The following is a 15,721-nucleotide window of genomic DNA, read 5'->3' as shown; positions in this document are numbered from 1 at the left end:
AAGCCCCAAGGGGGAGATGGGCGCCCCGCATCCGAGAGGATCAGGGCGCCGGGTTGGACGTCAATTGCGGTCCGCTTGGGCGTCCGTGGTCATGGGCGCCGTGCTGCGCTGCGTGGTGTCCTGGGCAGGTGTCGTGGGCGCTGGCGATTGCATGTTGGTTGCTGGCGGCGTCCCCATCTGCGACTGATTGGCGGGCTCAGGTGTTCCGGTAGGCGCGCCGGGGGTCGTGGTCTGGGCATAGACGAGGCCGGCGCCGACGACGGTCAAAGCCGCCACGGCAGTGGTGAGAAGTTTGCTAGCGTTCATGGTCGGGGTCCTTTGAAAAACTGCGCTGAGGCAGGGGGTTGATGACAGCAGCCGCTACTTCGGCTGGTCTTCAGACTACGCCCCACGCACCCCCATTTCTGTACGTCAACGCACAGACCTGTGTAGGCCATGACGCGATTCTGCAAGCCATCTTTCAACACCGAGGAGCATGCCTATGGCGGCACATACCGCACACATCGTCGGCAAGGTCGAGTATCGCGAGGGCGATGGGCCGAACATCACGATCCGGCCCGGGCCGGTGAAAGTCCAGACCGGCATGAACGACGTCACCTTGAGCTGGGTGGATGAGGAGACGCGCGGCTCTGCTGCGATGCCACTGGCCGATTTCAAGCGCTATGTGAGCGAAGGCAAGATCCAGCTCGACTCATGAAAAACACCGCTTCACCGGGTCGCGATACCCGATGCAAGCGGTGTAAATCCGGGCGAGGTCAGTGGGCCTGCGGCTGCAGGAAGACGCGCGCCTTCTTGGGCGAGACGATCAAGGTGTCACCTTCCTGGAAGCCCAGTTCGCGGAACCGTTCCGCCGGCATGCGGGCCTCGATCAGCGGATCGTGCCCACCCGGGGCTTGTGGGTCCACCGGCAGCAGTTCGAGCCGCGCGATCGGGCCGACCACCACCGCGCGATCGAGCTTGGCCACGATGCCGGGCAGGCCCGCCGCGTAACGCTGCACATCCAGATCGTGCGGGCGCACGTAGGCGAAGGCCTTGGCATCCTGCGCGTCGGCATGTTCGGGCGTGTCGATGGACACACCGTCGAGATGCAACAGCCCTTCGTGCGCGCGGCCCTGGAACAGGTTCACGTCACCCAGGAACCCGTAGACGAAGGGGCTGGCGGGGTGGTCCCACACGTCTTGCGGCGCACCGATCTGCTCCACCTGGCCCTGGTTCATCAGCACCACGCGGTCGGCCACTTCCAGCGCCTCTTCCTGGTCGTGCGTGACGAAGACGCTGGTGACGTGCAGCTCGTCGTGCAGGCGGCGCAGCCAGCGGCGCAGTTCCTTGCGCACCTTGGCGTCGAGCGCGCCAAACGGCTCGTCGAGCAGCAGCACTTTGGGCTCCACCGCCAGCGCGCGTGCCAGGGCGATGCGCTGGCGCTGGCCGCCCGAGAGTTGCGAAGGGTAGCGGTCGGCCAGCCAGTCGAGCTGCACCAGCTTGAGCAGGTCCATCACCTTCTTCTTGATCTGCGCGTCGCTCGGGCGCTCGCTGCGCGGCTTCACACGCAAGCCGAAGGCCACGTTCTCCAGCACCGTCATGTGGCGAAACAGCGCGTAGTGCTGGAACACGAAGCCCACGTTGCGCTCGCGCACGTGCACGTCGGTGGTGTCTTCGCCGCTGAACAGGATGTTGCCGGTGTCCGGCGTTTCCAGGCCGGCGATGATGCGCAGCAGCGTGGTCTTGCCGCAGCCCGACGGACCTAGCAATGCGAGCAGTTCGCCGGAGTGGATGTCGAGGTTGACGTTCTTCAGCGCCTGGAACGTGCCGAAGTGCTTGTTGATGTCGCGGATTTCAATGCTCATAGAGTGTCCTTCGTGCTGCGCACTGCGGCGCGAGCTAGCTTGGGGCGGCCCGGCGCGGCGCTCATGATGTTCTTTCCTGGAGAGCCAAAGCCGTGGGACGCTCTGGCGGCAATTCCGCCAGCGCCTTCATCTCGCGCTCCATCTTCCATTCGGAGATGGACTTGATCACCAGCGTGACCAGGGCCAGCAAGGCCAACAGCGAAGCGATGGCGAAGGCGGCCACCGATTGGTACTCGTTGTAGAGAATCTCCACGTGCAGCGGCATGGTGTTGGTCTGCCCGCGGATGTGGCCCGAGACCACCGAGACCGCGCCGAACTCACCCATGGCGCGCGCGTTGCACAGGATCACGCCATAGATCAGCCCCCACTTGATGTTGGGCAGCGTGACGTGCCAGAAGGTCTGCCAGCCCGATGCGCCGAGCACGATCGCGGCCTGCTCTTCGTCGTTGCCCTGGGCCTGCATCAGCGGAATCAATTCGCGCGCGATGAAGGGGAAGGTGACGAAGATCGTGGCCAGGATGATGCCGGGCACGGCGAACACGATCTTGATGTCGTGCTCGGCCAGCCACGGTCCGAACCAGCCTTGCGCGCCGAACACCAGCACATAGATCAGGCCGGCGACCACCGGCGACACCGAGAACGGCAGGTCGATCAGCGTGGTGAGGAAGGATTTGCCACGGAACTCGTACTTGGCCACGGCCCACGCCGCGGCCACGCCGAACACCAGGTTGAGCGGCACGGCGATGGCGGCGGTGATCAGCGTGAGGCGGATCGCGGACCAGGCGTCCGGATCTTTCAGCGCTTCGGCGTAGGCGCCGAAGCCCTTGCGCAATGCCTCGGTGAACACCGCGGCCAGCGGCAGCACCAGGAAGAGAAACATGAACCCCAGCGCAACGCCGATGAGCGTGCGGCGCACCCAGGGTGCTTCGGTACGGGCCGCGCTCATTGCAGGTTTCCTCCGGAACGCTTGCGTTGCCAGGTCTGCAGTGCGTTGATGAGCAGCAACAGAACGAACGCGAAGAACAGCATGACCGTGGCCACGGCGGTTGCGCCAGCGTAGTCGTATTGCTCCAGCTTGCTGATGATGATCAGCGGCGTGATCTCGGACACCATGGGCATGTTGCCGGCGATGAAGATCACCGAACCGTATTCACCCACGGCGCGTGCGAAGGCCATCGCAAAGCCTGTGAGCAGCGCGGGTGCGATGCTGGGGAAGATCACGCGGGAAAAGGTCTGCCAGCGCGTGGCGCCCAGGCAGGTCGCGGCCTCTTCGAGTTCCTTCTCGGTGTCTTCGAGCACCGGCTGTACCGTGCGCACCACGAAGGGCAGGCCGATGAAGATCAAGGCGATCACGACGCCGTTGGGATTGAAGGCCAGCTGGATGCCCAGGGGCTCCAGGTACTGCCCGATCCAGCCGTTGCCCGCCAGCAGCGCGGTGAGCGAAATGCCGGCCACGGCGGTCGGCAAGGCGAAGGGCAGGTCCACCAACGCATCGATGATTTTCTTGCCCGGAAAGCTGTAGCGCACCAATACCCAGGCCACCAGCAGGCCGAAGAAGGCATTGACCACCGCCGCGATGAACGAGGCGCCAAAGGTGAGCCGGTAAGAGGCCAGCACGCGCGGCGCGGTGACCGCGTCCCAGAACTGCGGCCAGGTCATGGTGAAGGTCTTGAAGATCAGCGCGGAGAGCGGGATCAACACGATCAGGCTCAGGTAGAACACCGTGAAGCCCAGCGTGATGTTGAAGCCCGGCAGCACCCGGCGCCTGGCGCGCCGTGGGCCGGAAAGAGGAGCCGCACCCGAGGGCAGCGTGGCGGAAGTCATAGAGCTAGAGATCCAAAAGCGCCAGGAAGAATGAGGTGGCGCCAATCCAGAGGTGCCGAGGAACCGGCGTTGCCGGGCCTCAGGCGCCGCCCCCCTTCAAGGGGGGACGCGCGAAGCGCGGCGGGGGGTTACTTCACCGTATACAACTTGTCGAACTGCCCACCGTCGTTGAAGTGGATCTTCTGCGCTTCGCCGAGCGAGGTGAAATAGTCGCTGACGGCGAAGAGCTTGATGGGCTTGAACGCGCTGGCGTACTTCTTCAGCACCGCTTCGTTGCGCGGGCGGATGTTGTGCTTGGCGGCGATCTCCTGGCCTTCGGGGCTGTAGAGGAAGTCGAGGTAGGCCTTGGCCTGAGCGGCCGTGCCCTTCTTGTTCACCGTGCGCTCGACGATGGCCACCGGGTTCTCCGCGATGATGGATGCGCTCGGATGGATGGCGTCGACCTTGCCGGCACCGAACTCCTTGTTGACCGACTCGACCTCGGATTCGAAAGTGACCAGCACGTCGCCGATGTTGCGTTGCAGGAACACGCCGGTGGCGTCACGCCCGCCGCGCGCCAGCACTGGCACGTTCTTGTAGAGCTTGCCCACGAATTCGGCGGCTTGCGCGTCGGTGCCGCCCTTGCTGCGCACATAGCCCCAGGCCGCCAGATACGCGTAGCGGCCATTGCCGCCGGTCTTGGGGTTGACCACCACGACTTGCACGCCGGGCTTGATCAGGTCGTCCCAGTCCTTGATGTTCTTGGGGTTGCCATTGCGCACCAGGAACAGCATGGTCGAGACGGTGGGTGCGGCATTGTTGGGAAACTTCTGGCGCCAGTCCTTGGCGACCACGCCCTTGTCGGCGAGGAAGTCCACGTCGGTCGTGGTGTTCATGGTCACCACGTCGGCGTCCAGCCCGTCGGCCACGGCACGCGCCTGTGCGCTGGAGCCGGCGTGCGACTGGTCGATCTTGATGTCCTTGCCGGTGCTCTTCTTGTAGCTGGCGGCGAAGGCGACGTTGATGTCCTTGTAGAACTCGCGCGCCACGTCGTACGAGACGTTGAGCAGCGTGGTGGTTTGCGCACCCGCGAGGGCGGAGGTGGACAGGGCGACGGCGGCCAGTGCCGCGCGCAAGGTGTTTTTCATCGGAGAGCTCCAAGCAGAAACAGGATGTATCGAATTCTGGGCTTGGGGCCTCTGATTCCAAACGACTTTGTTCTTGTTTCCTTATGAGACTCAGGCATAAAGCCGACGCACTACGCTGGCTCCGTGATGGGAGCGGGCACCTGCGCGCCGAGCGACTGCAGCAGCGCCAGCCCCAACGGCCAGTGGCCGTGCCCCGAGTCGACATTGATGTGCCCGGCATCGTTGAGCCGCACGAACTCGCTGCCCCAGGCGCGCGCATAGGCACCGGCGGTGCGCACCGGGCAGTACGGGTCGTTGGCGCTGGCCACCAGGATGCTGCGGTAGGGCAGGCGCTGGTAAGGCACAGGCGCGAAATCGGCCAGCACGCCACGGCGCTCGGGGTCGGCCGGCGCCACCAGCAAGGCCCCCTGGATGCGTTGCGCAAGCTCGGTGGGCAGGTGCGTGGTGGTGATGCAACCCAGGCTGTGGGCGACCACGATCACCGGGCCGGACACCTGCTCGATGGTCTCGCTCAAGCGCGACACCCAGGCCTGGCGCACCGGTGCGACCCAGTCGTCCTGCTCGACCCGCAGCACCGAGGGCAGGCTGTCGGCCCACAAGGTCTGCCAGTGGCCAGGGCCGGAGTTGCGCCAGCCGGGAAGGACGATGACCGTGGGCGAAGCCATGCCGTGCGGCGTCAGCGGTTGGGCTGCGGCGTGATGCGCAGATACGGCCGCACAGCCTTGTAGCCCTTGGGGAAACGCTGCGCGAGCTCGGCCGGGTCTTGCAGCGCGGGCACGATCACCACGTCGTCGCCGTCCTTCCAGTTGGCCGGTGTGGCGACCTTGTGGCTGTCGGTGAGTTGCAGCGAGTCGATCACGCGCAGGATCTCGTCGAAGTTGCGCCCGGTGCTCGCCGGGTAGGTGAGGGTGGTGCGGATCACCTTCTTCGGATCGATGATGAACACGCTGCGCACCGTGGCGGTGGCCGAGGCGTTGGGGTGGATCATGTCGTAGAGCGTGGCCACCTTGCGGTCCGCGTCCGCCAGGATGGGGAAGTTCACCGTGGCGTTCTGGGTTTCGTTGATGTCGAGCACCCATTTGCCGTGCGAGTCCAGCGGGTCGACGCTGACCGCGATGGGTTTGACATTGCGCTTGGCGAATTCGGTGGCCAGCGCGGCGGTCTTGCCGAGTTCGGTGGTGCAAACCGGCGTGAAGTCGGCCGGGTGCGAGAACAGCACCACCCAGTGGTCGCCCGCCCATGCGTGGAAGTGGATCGGGCCGTCGGTGGAGTCTTGGGTGAAGTCGGGCGCGGTGTCGCCCAGGCGAAGCGTGCTCATGGGGTCTCCTTCAAATCTGCCATTGTCTGGACGGTCTCTGCATAAATCAACAACTATGAAGTAGTTTGTTTATGGGCTCTTTGCATAAGACGGCCTGCAACGGGTGGGCAGCGCGTACGCGGCCCCGTGCTTCGCTCAGATCGACAAACGCTTTGTGCGCACAATGGCGCTCAGCCTTCTTCCACACGCTCGGCCCGACTTCTGAAAGAGATTTCCATGAACTGGTCTGCCCACAAATACTCGGTGTTCGAACGCGAGCGCACACGCCCGGTGCGCGACCTCGTCGCCGCGATCCCAACGCAAGACGTGCGCAACGCGATCGATCTCGGCTGCGGACCGGGCAACTCCACCGAGGTGCTGGCGGCGCGGTTTGCACAGGCACGGGTGAGCGGACTGGACAGCTCGGAGGACATGCTGGCCGCCGCCCGAAAGCGTCTGCCCCACGTGCCGTTCGAACTGGGCGACATCGAGACCTGGCAGACAGCAGGCTTGTTCGACGTGATCCTGGCCAACGCGTCGCTGCAATGGCTGCCCGATCACGCCACGCTGTACCCGCGCCTGGTGCACCAACTGACACCGGGCGGCAGCCTGGCCGTGCAGACGCCGGACAACCTGGAGGAGCCTGCGCACGTCCTCGCGCGCGAGGTTGCCGCGGATGGGCCCTGGTCCGCGAAAATTGGCGCGATCCGCCATCCCACGCGGCACGACCCCGCGTTCTATGTCCAACTGCTCAAACCGCATTGCGAGGCGCTGGACGTGTGGCGCACGACTTACTTTCATCCCTTGAGCGGTGGTGCGCCGGCGGTGGTGGAGTGGTTCAAGACCTCCGCCTTGCGGCCCTACCTCGCGCCTTTGAACGAGGAGGAGCGCGCGGAGTACCTGCAGCGCTACCTTGCCGCGATCTCGCAGGCGTATCCCGCGTTGGCCGATGGCACTGTCTTGTTGCCGTTTCCCAGACTGTTCATCGTGGCGGTGCGCTGAACGGGTCCGAGCGTGCACGCGTGACGCACGTCGAGTTCGCCTTGTCCTACAGGGCAAGCGGCGCGCGTCCGACACCGGCAGATCTTGTGGTTGGCGATACTGACTTCACTGTCATACACGATCAAGGCCAGACACCAAGGTCTCCGAAGCTCTCCTCCCGAGCTTCTCCTCCAACCTGGAGGTTCCACCCGCTTCGGCGGGTTTCTTTTTTTGTGCGCCCAGCATGGGCGCACTTCTGCGGGTGCAAGGCCCGCCCCGAGCTGGTCACAGCGAGTGAAGCGAAGCGCAGCTGCATGAGGGTGACCGAGTGTGGGAAGGAAGCGTGGAGCGTAAGTTGCGGGCCGATGAACAAGAACCGTATAGAAGGCGCTGCCGAGCAGGGCGAGTGGGCAAAAAGCCACGAAGGTCTCGTGACCAAGGCGAAGTGGCGTAGATGCGGCGGTTGTGCGACGAAGGAGTGCGTTCTCACCTGGGGAGATCTCGCCTCGCGGCTGAAAGGCCGACGGCTATGCCGGAGTGAGAAGTCAGCAGAGGCCGTAGTAGCGCGAGCCGGGGCCGATGAGGCCAGAAGGCGAGCACGAAGGGCCGAGCGTGGAAGCGGGTCAAGGCCAACAAAGGCGCAGCCGGCTCGGATGGACTCGACATCGAGCAAACCGAGGAACTGCTGCGCAGGCGATGGTCAGCGGTCCGCCGACACCGAGAATCTGGCAAGAAAGCTCCCCCCCGATGAGGGCCATGGGCTTACATTGGGGCGAACCGTGGCATGGCCATGATGGGGAAGAGAGACATCATGATTCCAATAAGGCCTTTGAAGCGTGAGAGTGCCTTGCGCTATGGCGCGTACTACTTCTCGCGTCTTCTTCCCCATCCGTTGCTGCGCAGCGGCTTCATCGCGGCCATTCGCACGTGCGTTACCGTCATGCACGGCGCGGCTGCTGCCGCTGAAGGGGGCGAGGCGCAGTCCGTCCTGAGGACCCTGCGCGACGCCGGCGTCGCGCTGATCACCAGCCCGCTGAATCCGGAGCAGGTGGACGACGTGCTTGCTTATTTGAAGACCGCGCCCGTTGCACTGGGCTCACACGGACAACCTGTCACCGTCAGCAGCAAAGGGGTGTCGTCTGCGGTGTACGACGCGCCGACCATCCTCGCCTGTCCACATTTGCTCAAGGCGATGAACGATCCCGCCATCCTGCAGATCGCCGCGGGCTTCCTGGGCTGCAACCCCACGATCTCCGGGGTCGGCCTGCGTTGGTCGTTTGCCGATGGTGGCAAGGCAGATATCGAGGTACAGAAGTTCCACCGGGACACGGAGGACTGGAAAATCTTGCGCATGTTCATCTATTTGACCGATGTTTCCGACGACAGTGGGCCGCACCAATTCGTCGCCGAATCGCACAAGAGGATGGGGCGCCTTCGTTTGAAGCCATATACCGACGAACAGATCGATCGGCAGTTCGGTCGCGAGAGGGTAAAGACGATCATCGGCCCAAAGGGAACGGCCTTCCTGGGCAATATGTGGGGGGTGCATCGGGGCGTGCCGCCATCGGTGCGCCCTCGATTGCTCTTCAATTGCACCTACACCATGACCGCGTCACCGATCTATCGATACGAACCTGTGACGGTGGCAGACAGCCATCTCTACGACGCGTACACGAACCGGCTCCTGATCCGCTGAGTTGACATCTGAAGGTGCTACCTGCGCCCGCAAGCTCAGCTTCTGAAACGCGAGGCGCCTGGGTTCGCTCACGGCGACAGCTCGCGCACCAGGCGGATGCCCACGAGCGTGTAACGCGTCTGCGGCGTGTTCCAGTTGCGAAAGGCGCAGCGCGCATACAGCGGCCAGGTGTGCCATGAGCCGCCCCGCCGCACCTTGACGTGGCCCTCGCTGGGTCCTTGTGGGTCGTCCACGGGCGACTGCGCGTAGTAGCCGTCACCATGCCAGTCCGACACCCATTCCCACACGTTGCCGTGCAGGTCAAACAGCCCAAATGCGTTGGGGGAGTACGACCCGACCGGCGCGGTGAACGCGTGGCCATCGTGGCCGGAGAGTGCCTGGTCGCGCCATCGCGGCCAATGGGCCGCGGCATCCTGGTCGAACGTATTGCCCACGGCTGCCAGCCCCTGTGGGTCATCGCCGTGCTGATATCGGCCCGAGCCACCTGCGCGGCAGGCGTACTCCCACTCCGCTTCCGTGGGCAGGCGGTAGACGCGGCCTTCCTGGGTCGACAGCCATCGGGTGAGCGCCACCGCGTCGTTCCAGGTGACGTTGACCACGGGATGGTCGTCGCCTTGCGCGAAGCCGGGGTCTTGCCACGAGTAGTGCGGAGATCGACCTTCGAACGCGTCGCCGCGCGCGCTGGTGGCGGGGTCGTAGGCCGGGTTGTAGCCATAACCACCGGTGCCGTCGGCGATCGATTCCGGCACGTGGCCCGAGCGTTGCAGGAACGTGCGGAACTGTCCCACCGTCACCTCGTGCTGGCTCATTTCGAAGGCCCGCGTGATTCGAACGCGGTGCACCGGCGCCTCGTCCGACAGGCTCTCGAAGCGTTGGCGTTCCAGCGTCGGGTAGGCCCGGGACAAGGCTTGCGCGGGTTCTTCGCTGCCCATCTGGAATGTGCCTGCAGGTACCTGCACGAAGGCGATGCCCAGGGTGTCGGTGGGCCGTGGCGTGGCACAGCCCGCGACGAGCGCCGCGCAGGCGAGTAGTGGCCACCGCAATGACATGAGCAGGGCACCCACGGGCCGTCGCTGGGGTGGGGCCTATTCCACCGATTCGATGATGCGGATGTCGCGCTCTGCGCCGTCACCGAGCGCCTTGAGCGCGGCTTGGTAGGCCGGACTGTCGTGGGCTTCGGTGGCCTTGGCCACGCTGTCGAATTCGATCAGCACCGCCCGCTGGTGTTCGGCCTTCTCGTAGACATGGACCGGCATGCCACGGGCCAGGAAGCGCCCACCCGCGGCCTGGATGGCGGGGCCGGCCAGCTTGGCGTATTCGGCCAGGGCATCGGGGTTGCGGATCGATCGGTAGGTGGCGATCCAGTAGGCCTTGGGCATGGCGTCGGTTCCTTTTTGAATTGGGGTGAAGCGCTGAATGTACCGGTAAGGCGTGCGTCATCGGTCGATGGCCAGCAGGTGCGGGCCCATGCAGGCATAACGTGCCTGCGCGCCGCGCACCGTCCAGCCGCCCGTGAATGCCGAGAACGCCGGCAGCACGAACTGGCGCTCGATCAGGGCAAAGGCGGGGAAGCGGGCGCGAAATCCTGCGACGCGCACGACCGGATGCAGGTGGCCGCAAACCGCGATGCGTTCGCTATCGTCCGGGGTGAACGGATGCGGCGCATGGGCGAACAGGAAGGGACCGTCGGTCAGACCGTCCGCGCATCGGGCGATGCCCAGGCCGGCGCCCGCCGCCGCGCGGTCGTGGTTGCCTTCGATGAGCAGCATGTCCACGCCGCCATGGCGCTCGCGAAAGCGCGCCCAGTCGTGCGGCCAGCGCGCATTCGCCCCTGGGCCGTGCAACAGATCGCCCAGCACCCAGAGGGACGTGGCGCCGCTGCGCTCCAGGAGGGTGCTCAGGCGTTGCAGGTCGTCGTGCGCGCTGCCTCGGGGCAGGGCGATGCCGCGGGCGCGGAAGGCGTCGTCCTTGCCGAGGTGGACGTCGGCCACCAACAGGCGGCGCTTCGCTGGCCAGTACAGCGCGCGATCGGCGTACAAGCGCAGGGTCTCGCCGGCCAGTGGGATGTCCTGTGTCGCTTCAGCCATGCCGTGCCTGCAATTCCTCGGCGGCACGCCGCACCCGGGCGGCCCAGTCTTCCGTGCTGAGTTCGCCGCGCACCATCTCGGCCCAGAGCGGGAACGACAGCGGTGTGAGCGTGTCCGGTTGGCGCAGATCGATGCGGCGGGCGGCGCAGCGCGCGAAGGTCTCGGACAAGGCCGATATGTCGAGCTGCGCCTCGAACACCTCGCGCTCTGCCTGCGCCAGCAACACGTGCGTGGGGTCGTAGCGCCGCAACACGTCGAACAGCAGGCCACTGGATGCCTGCACCTGGCGCAGGCTGCGCTGGGCGCGCCCCGGCACGGTGGGCGTGAGCATGCCGGCCACGCGCGCGATCTCGCGGAACTGGCGGCGCGCCATCTCGGTGAGGTTCATGCCTTCGCGCAGATCGTCCATGAGTTCGTGCGAGGAGAGCAGATCGGCCAGCAGGGCGGCGTCCACGCGCGCGGGCTGCTGGTGGGTCAACGCGAAGCCGTAGTCGTTGACGGCATAGACGAAGGTGTTGGGCGTGCGGCGGCCCCAGCGCAGTGCGAACAAGGCGGCCATGCCTTCGTGCACCGTGCGGCCCGCGAAGGGGTACACGAAGAGTGCGCCGCCCCGCCGCAAGTGCACGGCCTCCACCAGCAAGGTGGCTGGCGTGGGCAGCGCCGAGGTGCGCGCCTGAAGGTCGAGCAAGGGTGCGAGCCGCCGCATTTCGGGGCTGTCGCGCGGACCATCGAGCGCAGCTTCCACCGCAGCGCCCAGTTCGGTCGACAGCGGCATGCGCCCGCCTTGCCAGCGCGGCACGGCCACGCTGGCAAGGCGGGCCTTGCGCACATAGGCGGTCATGTCTTCCACCGCCACCAGTTCCAGCGTGCGGCCGGCGAACTGGAAGCGGTCGCGCGGGCGCAGCCGGCTGATGAAGCTCTCTTCCACCGAGCCCAGCGACGCGCCCCTCAGAAAGCGCACCTGCACCGACCCGTCGGCGGTGATGGTGCCGATGGAGAGCCGATGGTGCAGGGCGATGCGGCGTGCGGTCACGCGGTAGATGCCGTCGGCGTCCCGCACCACGCGGTGGAAGTCGGGGTAATTTTCCAGGGCCTGGCCGCCGCGCTCGATGTATTGCAGCACGGCCTGCCATTGCGCGTCGCTCAGCGCGGCGAAGGCATGCGTGCCGCGCACTTCGGCCAGCAGGGGGCCGGCCTCGAAGCCAGCACCCAAGGCGAGCGTGACGCAGTGTTGCGCCAGCACGTCCAACGAGAGGCGTGGCGGTGGCCGGGTTTCGATCTGGCCGGCCGCGATGGCGCGGCGTGCCGCGGCGATCTCGGCCAGCTCCAGCGCATGCGTGGGCACGCAGTGGATGAGGCCCGGGGCACCCGGGCGGTGGTGGGCGCGCCCGGCGCGCTGTAGCAGGCGCGCGATGCCTTTGGGGCTGCCGACCTGCAACACCAGGTCCACGGCGGGAAAGTCCACGCCCAGGTCCAGGCTGGAGGTGGCCACCACGCAGCGCACGCTGCCGTCGCGCAGACCTTGTTCGGCCGCCTGGCGCAAGCCCACATCGAGCGAGCCGTGGTGCAGGGCCAGGGTGCCCGGGTCTTCGAGCCAGACCGAGGACAGGGCGCGGTGCCACAGCTCGGCCTGCGCACGCGTGTTGGTGAAGAGGATCGCACTGCGTGCCCCTGCGATCAGCTGCAGCACGCGCTCCAGCTGCGACAAACCCAGATGGCCCGACCAGGGAAAGCGCTCGCCCGCTTCGGGCAGCAGTGTGCGCAGGGTCACCGTGCGCCGCGGCGCGTTGCGCACGATGGGCGCATCGGGCTGGTGGGGCAGCAACACGTCGCGCGCTTCCTCCAGGTTGCCCAGCGTGGCCGACAGGCCCCAGACGGGCGCCGAAGGCGCGAGCGCACGCAGGCGCGCCAGGCCCAATTGCAGCAGCACGCCGCGCTTGTTGCCCAGCAGCTCGTGCCATTCGTCGACCACCATGCCGCGCAGGCCCGCGAACGGCGCAGCGCTGTCGGGATAGGACAGCAGCAGCGCGAGCGATTCGGGCGTGATCACCAGCACCTCGGCCTGACCCCGGCGCGCCAGGCGGCGGTCGCGCGAACTCGCATCGCCAGTGCGTTTGGCGACGGTCCACGTCAGGCCCACGCCGGTGATGGCGGCCTGCAACGCCTGCGCGGTGTCGGTGGCGAGCGCGCGCAAGGGCGTGACCCAGAGCAGGCGCAGGCGCGGTGGTGTATCGCGGCCCCGGACCGGCGCTGGCGCGGCGGCTTCGCCCAAGCCATCAAGCAGGGCGCCGCCGAGCACGGCCAGTGTCTTGCCGCTGCCCGTGGGCGTGACCAGCAGGCCCGAGGTGCCGCGTTGCCAGTGGCGCCAGACCTCTTGCTGGAAGGGCGCGGGTTTCCAACCCTGGGCGGCGAACCAGGCCACGAGCGCGGCCGCCGAGGCGCGCCGTGTCACGGCACGGGCTTTCTCTTCGGTTTCTTCTTCGCCTGGGCCTCATGCCATTCCTTGAGCGAAAAGTCCGGATAGGCGCCAAAACGCAGATCGCCCTTACGCCCCTCCACCTGCACCCAGGGCGCCTTCGAGTCCAACAGGATATGAACGTTGGAGGGTGGCTCGGGCAAGGGCGTGTCAATGGCACTGGCGTGCGGGTGCACCAAGTCGGGCCAGCTCGGATCCCAGAGCCACAGCGCTGTGCCGCACGTGCCGCAGAAATGGCGTTGGCCGCTGCTCTGCCGCACATGTCCATCCTCCTCGATTCGGGCCTTGTAGACACGCAGGTAGCGCTTGCCTTTGACCTTCAAGGTACGGAAATCGGCGCCGAGGTTGATGGCGTAGCCGCCCGTGCCCGCCGTCTTGCGGCAGATGGAGCAATAACAACGCATGAAGGGTATGGGCTCGGTGGACTCCAGCGAAAACTGGACACGGCCACAGTGGCAAGAGCCTTTTAGGTACATGGAGGCCTCCGGGAGTAGACGGAAAAAGCCAATATAGGACAGGGTCTTGCGCGCGTGTGTTCGACACCCCACGGATGATCGTGATCGGGAGGTCAACACGGATCCATCCGTGAAAGGGTTGCCGCCATGGCTGACATCTATCGACGTCCGAGAACCCCCGACACGTCGCGCAGGCCCTGCGGCAAGGAGCCTTTGGCTACCTGCTGAAAGACTCGGCCTCGGTCGAATTGCTCAACGTCGTGGAGGCGGTTGCCGACGGACGCCGGTTTCTCCGCCAGCGGGCTGCCTCGCTGGCGGTTGAAGGCTTCATTGCGAAGTCCGAATCGGAGGCGGTGCAGTCCCTGTCGGGACACGAGAGGGAAGTGATCCTGATGGCGGTGCGGGAAGGATGGGTCCGCGTCGACGAATGAGGTTCTCGCGCGGCTCGAGGCGGACGTCTTGCACGCTGTGTGCACCCCATGGCAGTCGGTCGACGGCGGTTCCTGTGGGCCACCCGCGCTGCGTCAGTTGATGACGCGCTCCCATAGGACTTTCTCGAGGTCTTCGCTCACCTCGTTGATCGCCTCATCGAGCCATTCGAGGCGCATTTCGATACCCCGTCTGTCCAATGTCACGCCACCATCGCTCAAGCGGCTGCGCAATGTTCCGGCCTCCAGCTTCCACTCCTGAAGCTTGCCTTTCCAGAAATCCGTGCGGCTTTGCCCCTTCTCGAGCCAAGCCAGGCGCGCTTCGGTCTCGCAAATGGCAAATTGGAGGAGTGCTGTTTCCTTGGGGTGGCGGTTGGGGATTTGCAGTTCAGACTCCTGCACGGCGAGCCTTTTCTTGAGGTCTGTAATTTCGGCTTGGCGGGCCGCAGATTTCTCCACCGCTGTGAGCTTGCTCGTCAAGGTATCGATTCTCGCGAGGTTGTCGGCAATGACCGCCTTTTCCGCTTCAATCTGTTTGGCGATCACCACAGCCGCATTGGCCGTTGGAACGCTCGATACGTCCTTCGTGGGAGCGGCGTTCTGCGCTGCGGTCTGTTGATGGGCTACGTGGTTCTGAATGGTGGTCATGGGAGCATCCTGGTTGAACACGAGGCGCATATGACGGCCGTCCTGCTGGCCCCGTGTACCGTTTGCGTAACGGAGACTGAAAAGTGGTTCGCGTCCCTGGCCCATGGCCGGCGCCTGGCCGGCAAGGCTGCGGGTATCCCTCACACCGTCACGATCTCGACGTTCAGCGCTTCTTCCACCACCTGCCTGGTGAGGCTGGGCGCGAAGTTTTCGATGGAGCTGTAGGCATAGCCGCGCAGCAAGGTGCCACGCCGCAGTGCCAGGCGCGTCACGTTGATCTCGAACAGGTGCCGCGCCTCGATGGCGTGCAGGTGGTGGTCCCTTTCCGGGTCCACCGCGATCGAGGCGACGATGCCCACGCCCATGCCGAGCTCTGCGTAGGTCTTGATCACGTCGGCGTCCATCGCGGTGATCACCACGTGGGGCTTGAGGCCCTGCTTCACGAAGGCATCGTCGATGTGCGAGCCTGGCGCAGGTTGAGGGTGACCTGCGGGAACAGCGCGCGGAAGTCGCGCACCGCGTGGGGCATGGCGTAGCGCGCTTGTGAATGCGTGGTGGCGATGGACAGACCGCCTTCGGCGCGCGACATGAAGTCCTTGCCCGCCTGCCGCAGGTTCTCGGCTTCCTGCAACAGACGCTCGACGATGGGCAGCAGCGCCTCACCGGGCCCGGTGAGGCCGGTGAGGCGCTTGCCGGCGCGCGCCAAGATGGTCACGCCCAGTTCTTCCTCCAGCTCGCGGATCTGCCGGCTCACGCCGGGTTGCGAGGTGTAGAGCATGGCAGCGACCTCGGTCAGGTTGAAGCCGCTGCGCGCCGTTTCACGCACCGATCGAAGCTGCTGGAAGTTCATGGCGCGAC

General features: G+C 65.8%; 17 protein-coding genes and 1 pseudogene. 4 read left to right on the top strand and 14 right to left on the bottom strand.

The window, feature by feature from the left end; genetic code table 11:
* Positions 1 to 60: 60 nt before the first annotated feature.
* Positions 61 to 306 (bottom strand): hypothetical protein, encoded by a 246-nt coding sequence (locus tag F9K07_RS18625; RefSeq protein ID WP_159594846.1) that lies wholly within the window; start codon positions 304 to 306, stop codon positions 61 to 63.
* Positions 307 to 481: 175 nt separating this feature from the next.
* Here F9K07_RS18625 and F9K07_RS18620 point away from each other — a divergent pair, with 175 nt between their 5' ends.
* Entirely contained in the window at positions 482 to 697 is a 216-nt protein-coding gene (locus F9K07_RS18620) for a hypothetical protein (protein ID WP_159594845.1), read from the top strand.
* 58 nt (positions 698 to 755) lie between these two features.
* On the opposite strand, the gene F9K07_RS18615 is transcribed toward F9K07_RS18620, so the two are convergent.
* The 6 genes from F9K07_RS18615 to F9K07_RS18590 all read right to left on the bottom strand — a co-directional run bounded on the left by F9K07_RS18615 (position 756) and on the right by F9K07_RS18590 (position 6,113).
* Positions 756 to 1,844 (bottom strand): sulfate/molybdate ABC transporter ATP-binding protein, encoded by a 1,089-nt coding sequence (locus tag F9K07_RS18615; protein WP_159594844.1) that lies wholly within the window; start codon positions 1,842 to 1,844, stop codon positions 756 to 758.
* A 61-nt stretch (positions 1,845 to 1,905) separates the two neighbouring features.
* On the bottom strand, positions 1,906 to 2,790 hold the full coding sequence (cysW, locus tag F9K07_RS18610; RefSeq protein WP_159594843.1) for a sulfate ABC transporter permease subunit CysW: 885 nt from the start codon (positions 2,788 to 2,790) through the stop codon (positions 1,906 to 1,908).
* Positions 2,787 to 3,668, bottom strand: coding sequence for a sulfate ABC transporter permease subunit CysT (cysT, locus tag F9K07_RS18605; protein ID WP_159594842.1), 882 nt, complete (start codon positions 3,666 to 3,668; stop codon positions 2,787 to 2,789). Before cysT ends, cysW begins: the two co-directional genes overlap by 4 nt.
* Positions 3,669 to 3,796: 128 nt before the next feature.
* Entirely contained in the window at positions 3,797 to 4,795 is a 999-nt protein-coding gene (locus F9K07_RS18600; protein WP_159594841.1) for a sulfate ABC transporter substrate-binding protein, read from the bottom strand.
* 110 nt (positions 4,796 to 4,905) lie between these two features.
* Positions 4,906 to 5,460, bottom strand: a complete 555-nt coding sequence (locus tag F9K07_RS18595) for an RBBP9/YdeN family alpha/beta hydrolase (protein WP_159594840.1) — start codon at positions 5,458 to 5,460, stop codon at positions 4,906 to 4,908.
* A gap of 11 nt (positions 5,461 to 5,471) precedes the next feature.
* Positions 5,472 to 6,113: a peroxiredoxin gene (locus F9K07_RS18590; RefSeq protein ID WP_159594839.1), complete on the bottom strand. Its 642-nt coding sequence runs from the start codon at positions 6,111 to 6,113 to the stop codon at positions 5,472 to 5,474.
* A 216-nt stretch (positions 6,114 to 6,329) separates the two neighbouring features.
* Between F9K07_RS18590 and tam the strand changes: the two genes are divergently transcribed.
* Positions 6,330 to 7,094 (top strand): trans-aconitate 2-methyltransferase, encoded by a 765-nt coding sequence (gene tam / locus F9K07_RS18585; RefSeq protein ID WP_159594838.1) that lies wholly within the window; start codon positions 6,330 to 6,332, stop codon positions 7,092 to 7,094.
* Positions 7,095 to 7,902: 808 nt separating this feature from the next.
* Positions 7,903 to 8,769, top strand: a complete 867-nt coding sequence (locus F9K07_RS18580; protein WP_159594837.1) for a phytanoyl-CoA dioxygenase family protein — start codon at positions 7,903 to 7,905, stop codon at positions 8,767 to 8,769.
* Between the two features lie 68 nt (positions 8,770 to 8,837).
* Here F9K07_RS18580 and F9K07_RS18575 read toward each other — a convergent pair whose 3' ends face one another.
* The 5 genes from F9K07_RS18575 to F9K07_RS18555 are packed head-to-tail and all read right to left on the bottom strand — an operon-like array spanning position 8,838 to position 13,808.
* Positions 8,838 to 9,818 carry a formylglycine-generating enzyme family protein gene (locus F9K07_RS18575; protein WP_159594836.1) on the bottom strand — a complete coding sequence of 327 codons (981 nt, stop codon included), beginning with the start codon at positions 9,816 to 9,818 and terminating at the stop codon, positions 8,838 to 8,840.
* Between the two features lie 36 nt (positions 9,819 to 9,854).
* The gene (locus F9K07_RS18570) at positions 9,855 to 10,148 is read right to left on the bottom strand and encodes a DUF1330 domain-containing protein (RefSeq protein ID WP_159594835.1); all 294 of its coding nucleotides are present in this window, start codon (positions 10,146 to 10,148) and stop codon (positions 9,855 to 9,857) included.
* Positions 10,149 to 10,205: 57 nt separating this feature from the next.
* Positions 10,206 to 10,856, bottom strand: coding sequence for a ligase-associated DNA damage response endonuclease PdeM (gene pdeM, locus F9K07_RS18565; protein WP_159594834.1), 651 nt, complete (start codon positions 10,854 to 10,856; stop codon positions 10,206 to 10,208).
* Positions 10,849 to 13,308 (bottom strand): ligase-associated DNA damage response DEXH box helicase, encoded by a 2,460-nt coding sequence (locus tag F9K07_RS18560; RefSeq protein ID WP_159594833.1) that lies wholly within the window; start codon positions 13,306 to 13,308, stop codon positions 10,849 to 10,851. The genes pdeM and F9K07_RS18560 overlap by 8 nt, the downstream gene beginning before the upstream one ends.
* Positions 13,305 to 13,808 carry a GFA family protein gene (locus F9K07_RS18555; protein WP_159594832.1) on the bottom strand — a complete coding sequence of 168 codons (504 nt, stop codon included), beginning with the start codon at positions 13,806 to 13,808 and terminating at the stop codon, positions 13,305 to 13,307. Before F9K07_RS18555 ends, F9K07_RS18560 begins: the two co-directional genes overlap by 4 nt.
* Before the next feature lie 227 nt (positions 13,809 to 14,035).
* Between F9K07_RS18555 and F9K07_RS18550 the strand changes: the two genes are divergently transcribed.
* A complete protein-coding gene (locus tag F9K07_RS18550; protein WP_159594831.1) occupies positions 14,036 to 14,218 on the top strand; it encodes a hypothetical protein in 183 nt (60 codons plus the stop codon).
* Between the two features lie 93 nt (positions 14,219 to 14,311).
* Here F9K07_RS18550 and F9K07_RS18545 read toward each other — a convergent pair whose 3' ends face one another.
* A complete protein-coding gene (locus F9K07_RS18545) occupies positions 14,312 to 14,863 on the bottom strand; it encodes a hypothetical protein (RefSeq protein WP_159594830.1) in 552 nt (183 codons plus the stop codon).
* A 140-nt stretch (positions 14,864 to 15,003) separates the two neighbouring features.
* Positions 15,004 to 15,713 (bottom strand): annotated as a pseudogene (locus F9K07_RS18540) (LysR family transcriptional regulator).
* Positions 15,714 to 15,721 lie beyond the last annotated feature (8 nt).

This window comes from Hydrogenophaga sp. BPS33 (genome assembly GCF_009859475.1).
In the GTDB taxonomy this organism is placed as follows: Bacteria; Pseudomonadota; Gammaproteobacteria; order Burkholderiales; family Burkholderiaceae_C; genus Hydrogenophaga.
This window is presented reverse-complemented; position numbering and strand designations above follow the sequence as displayed.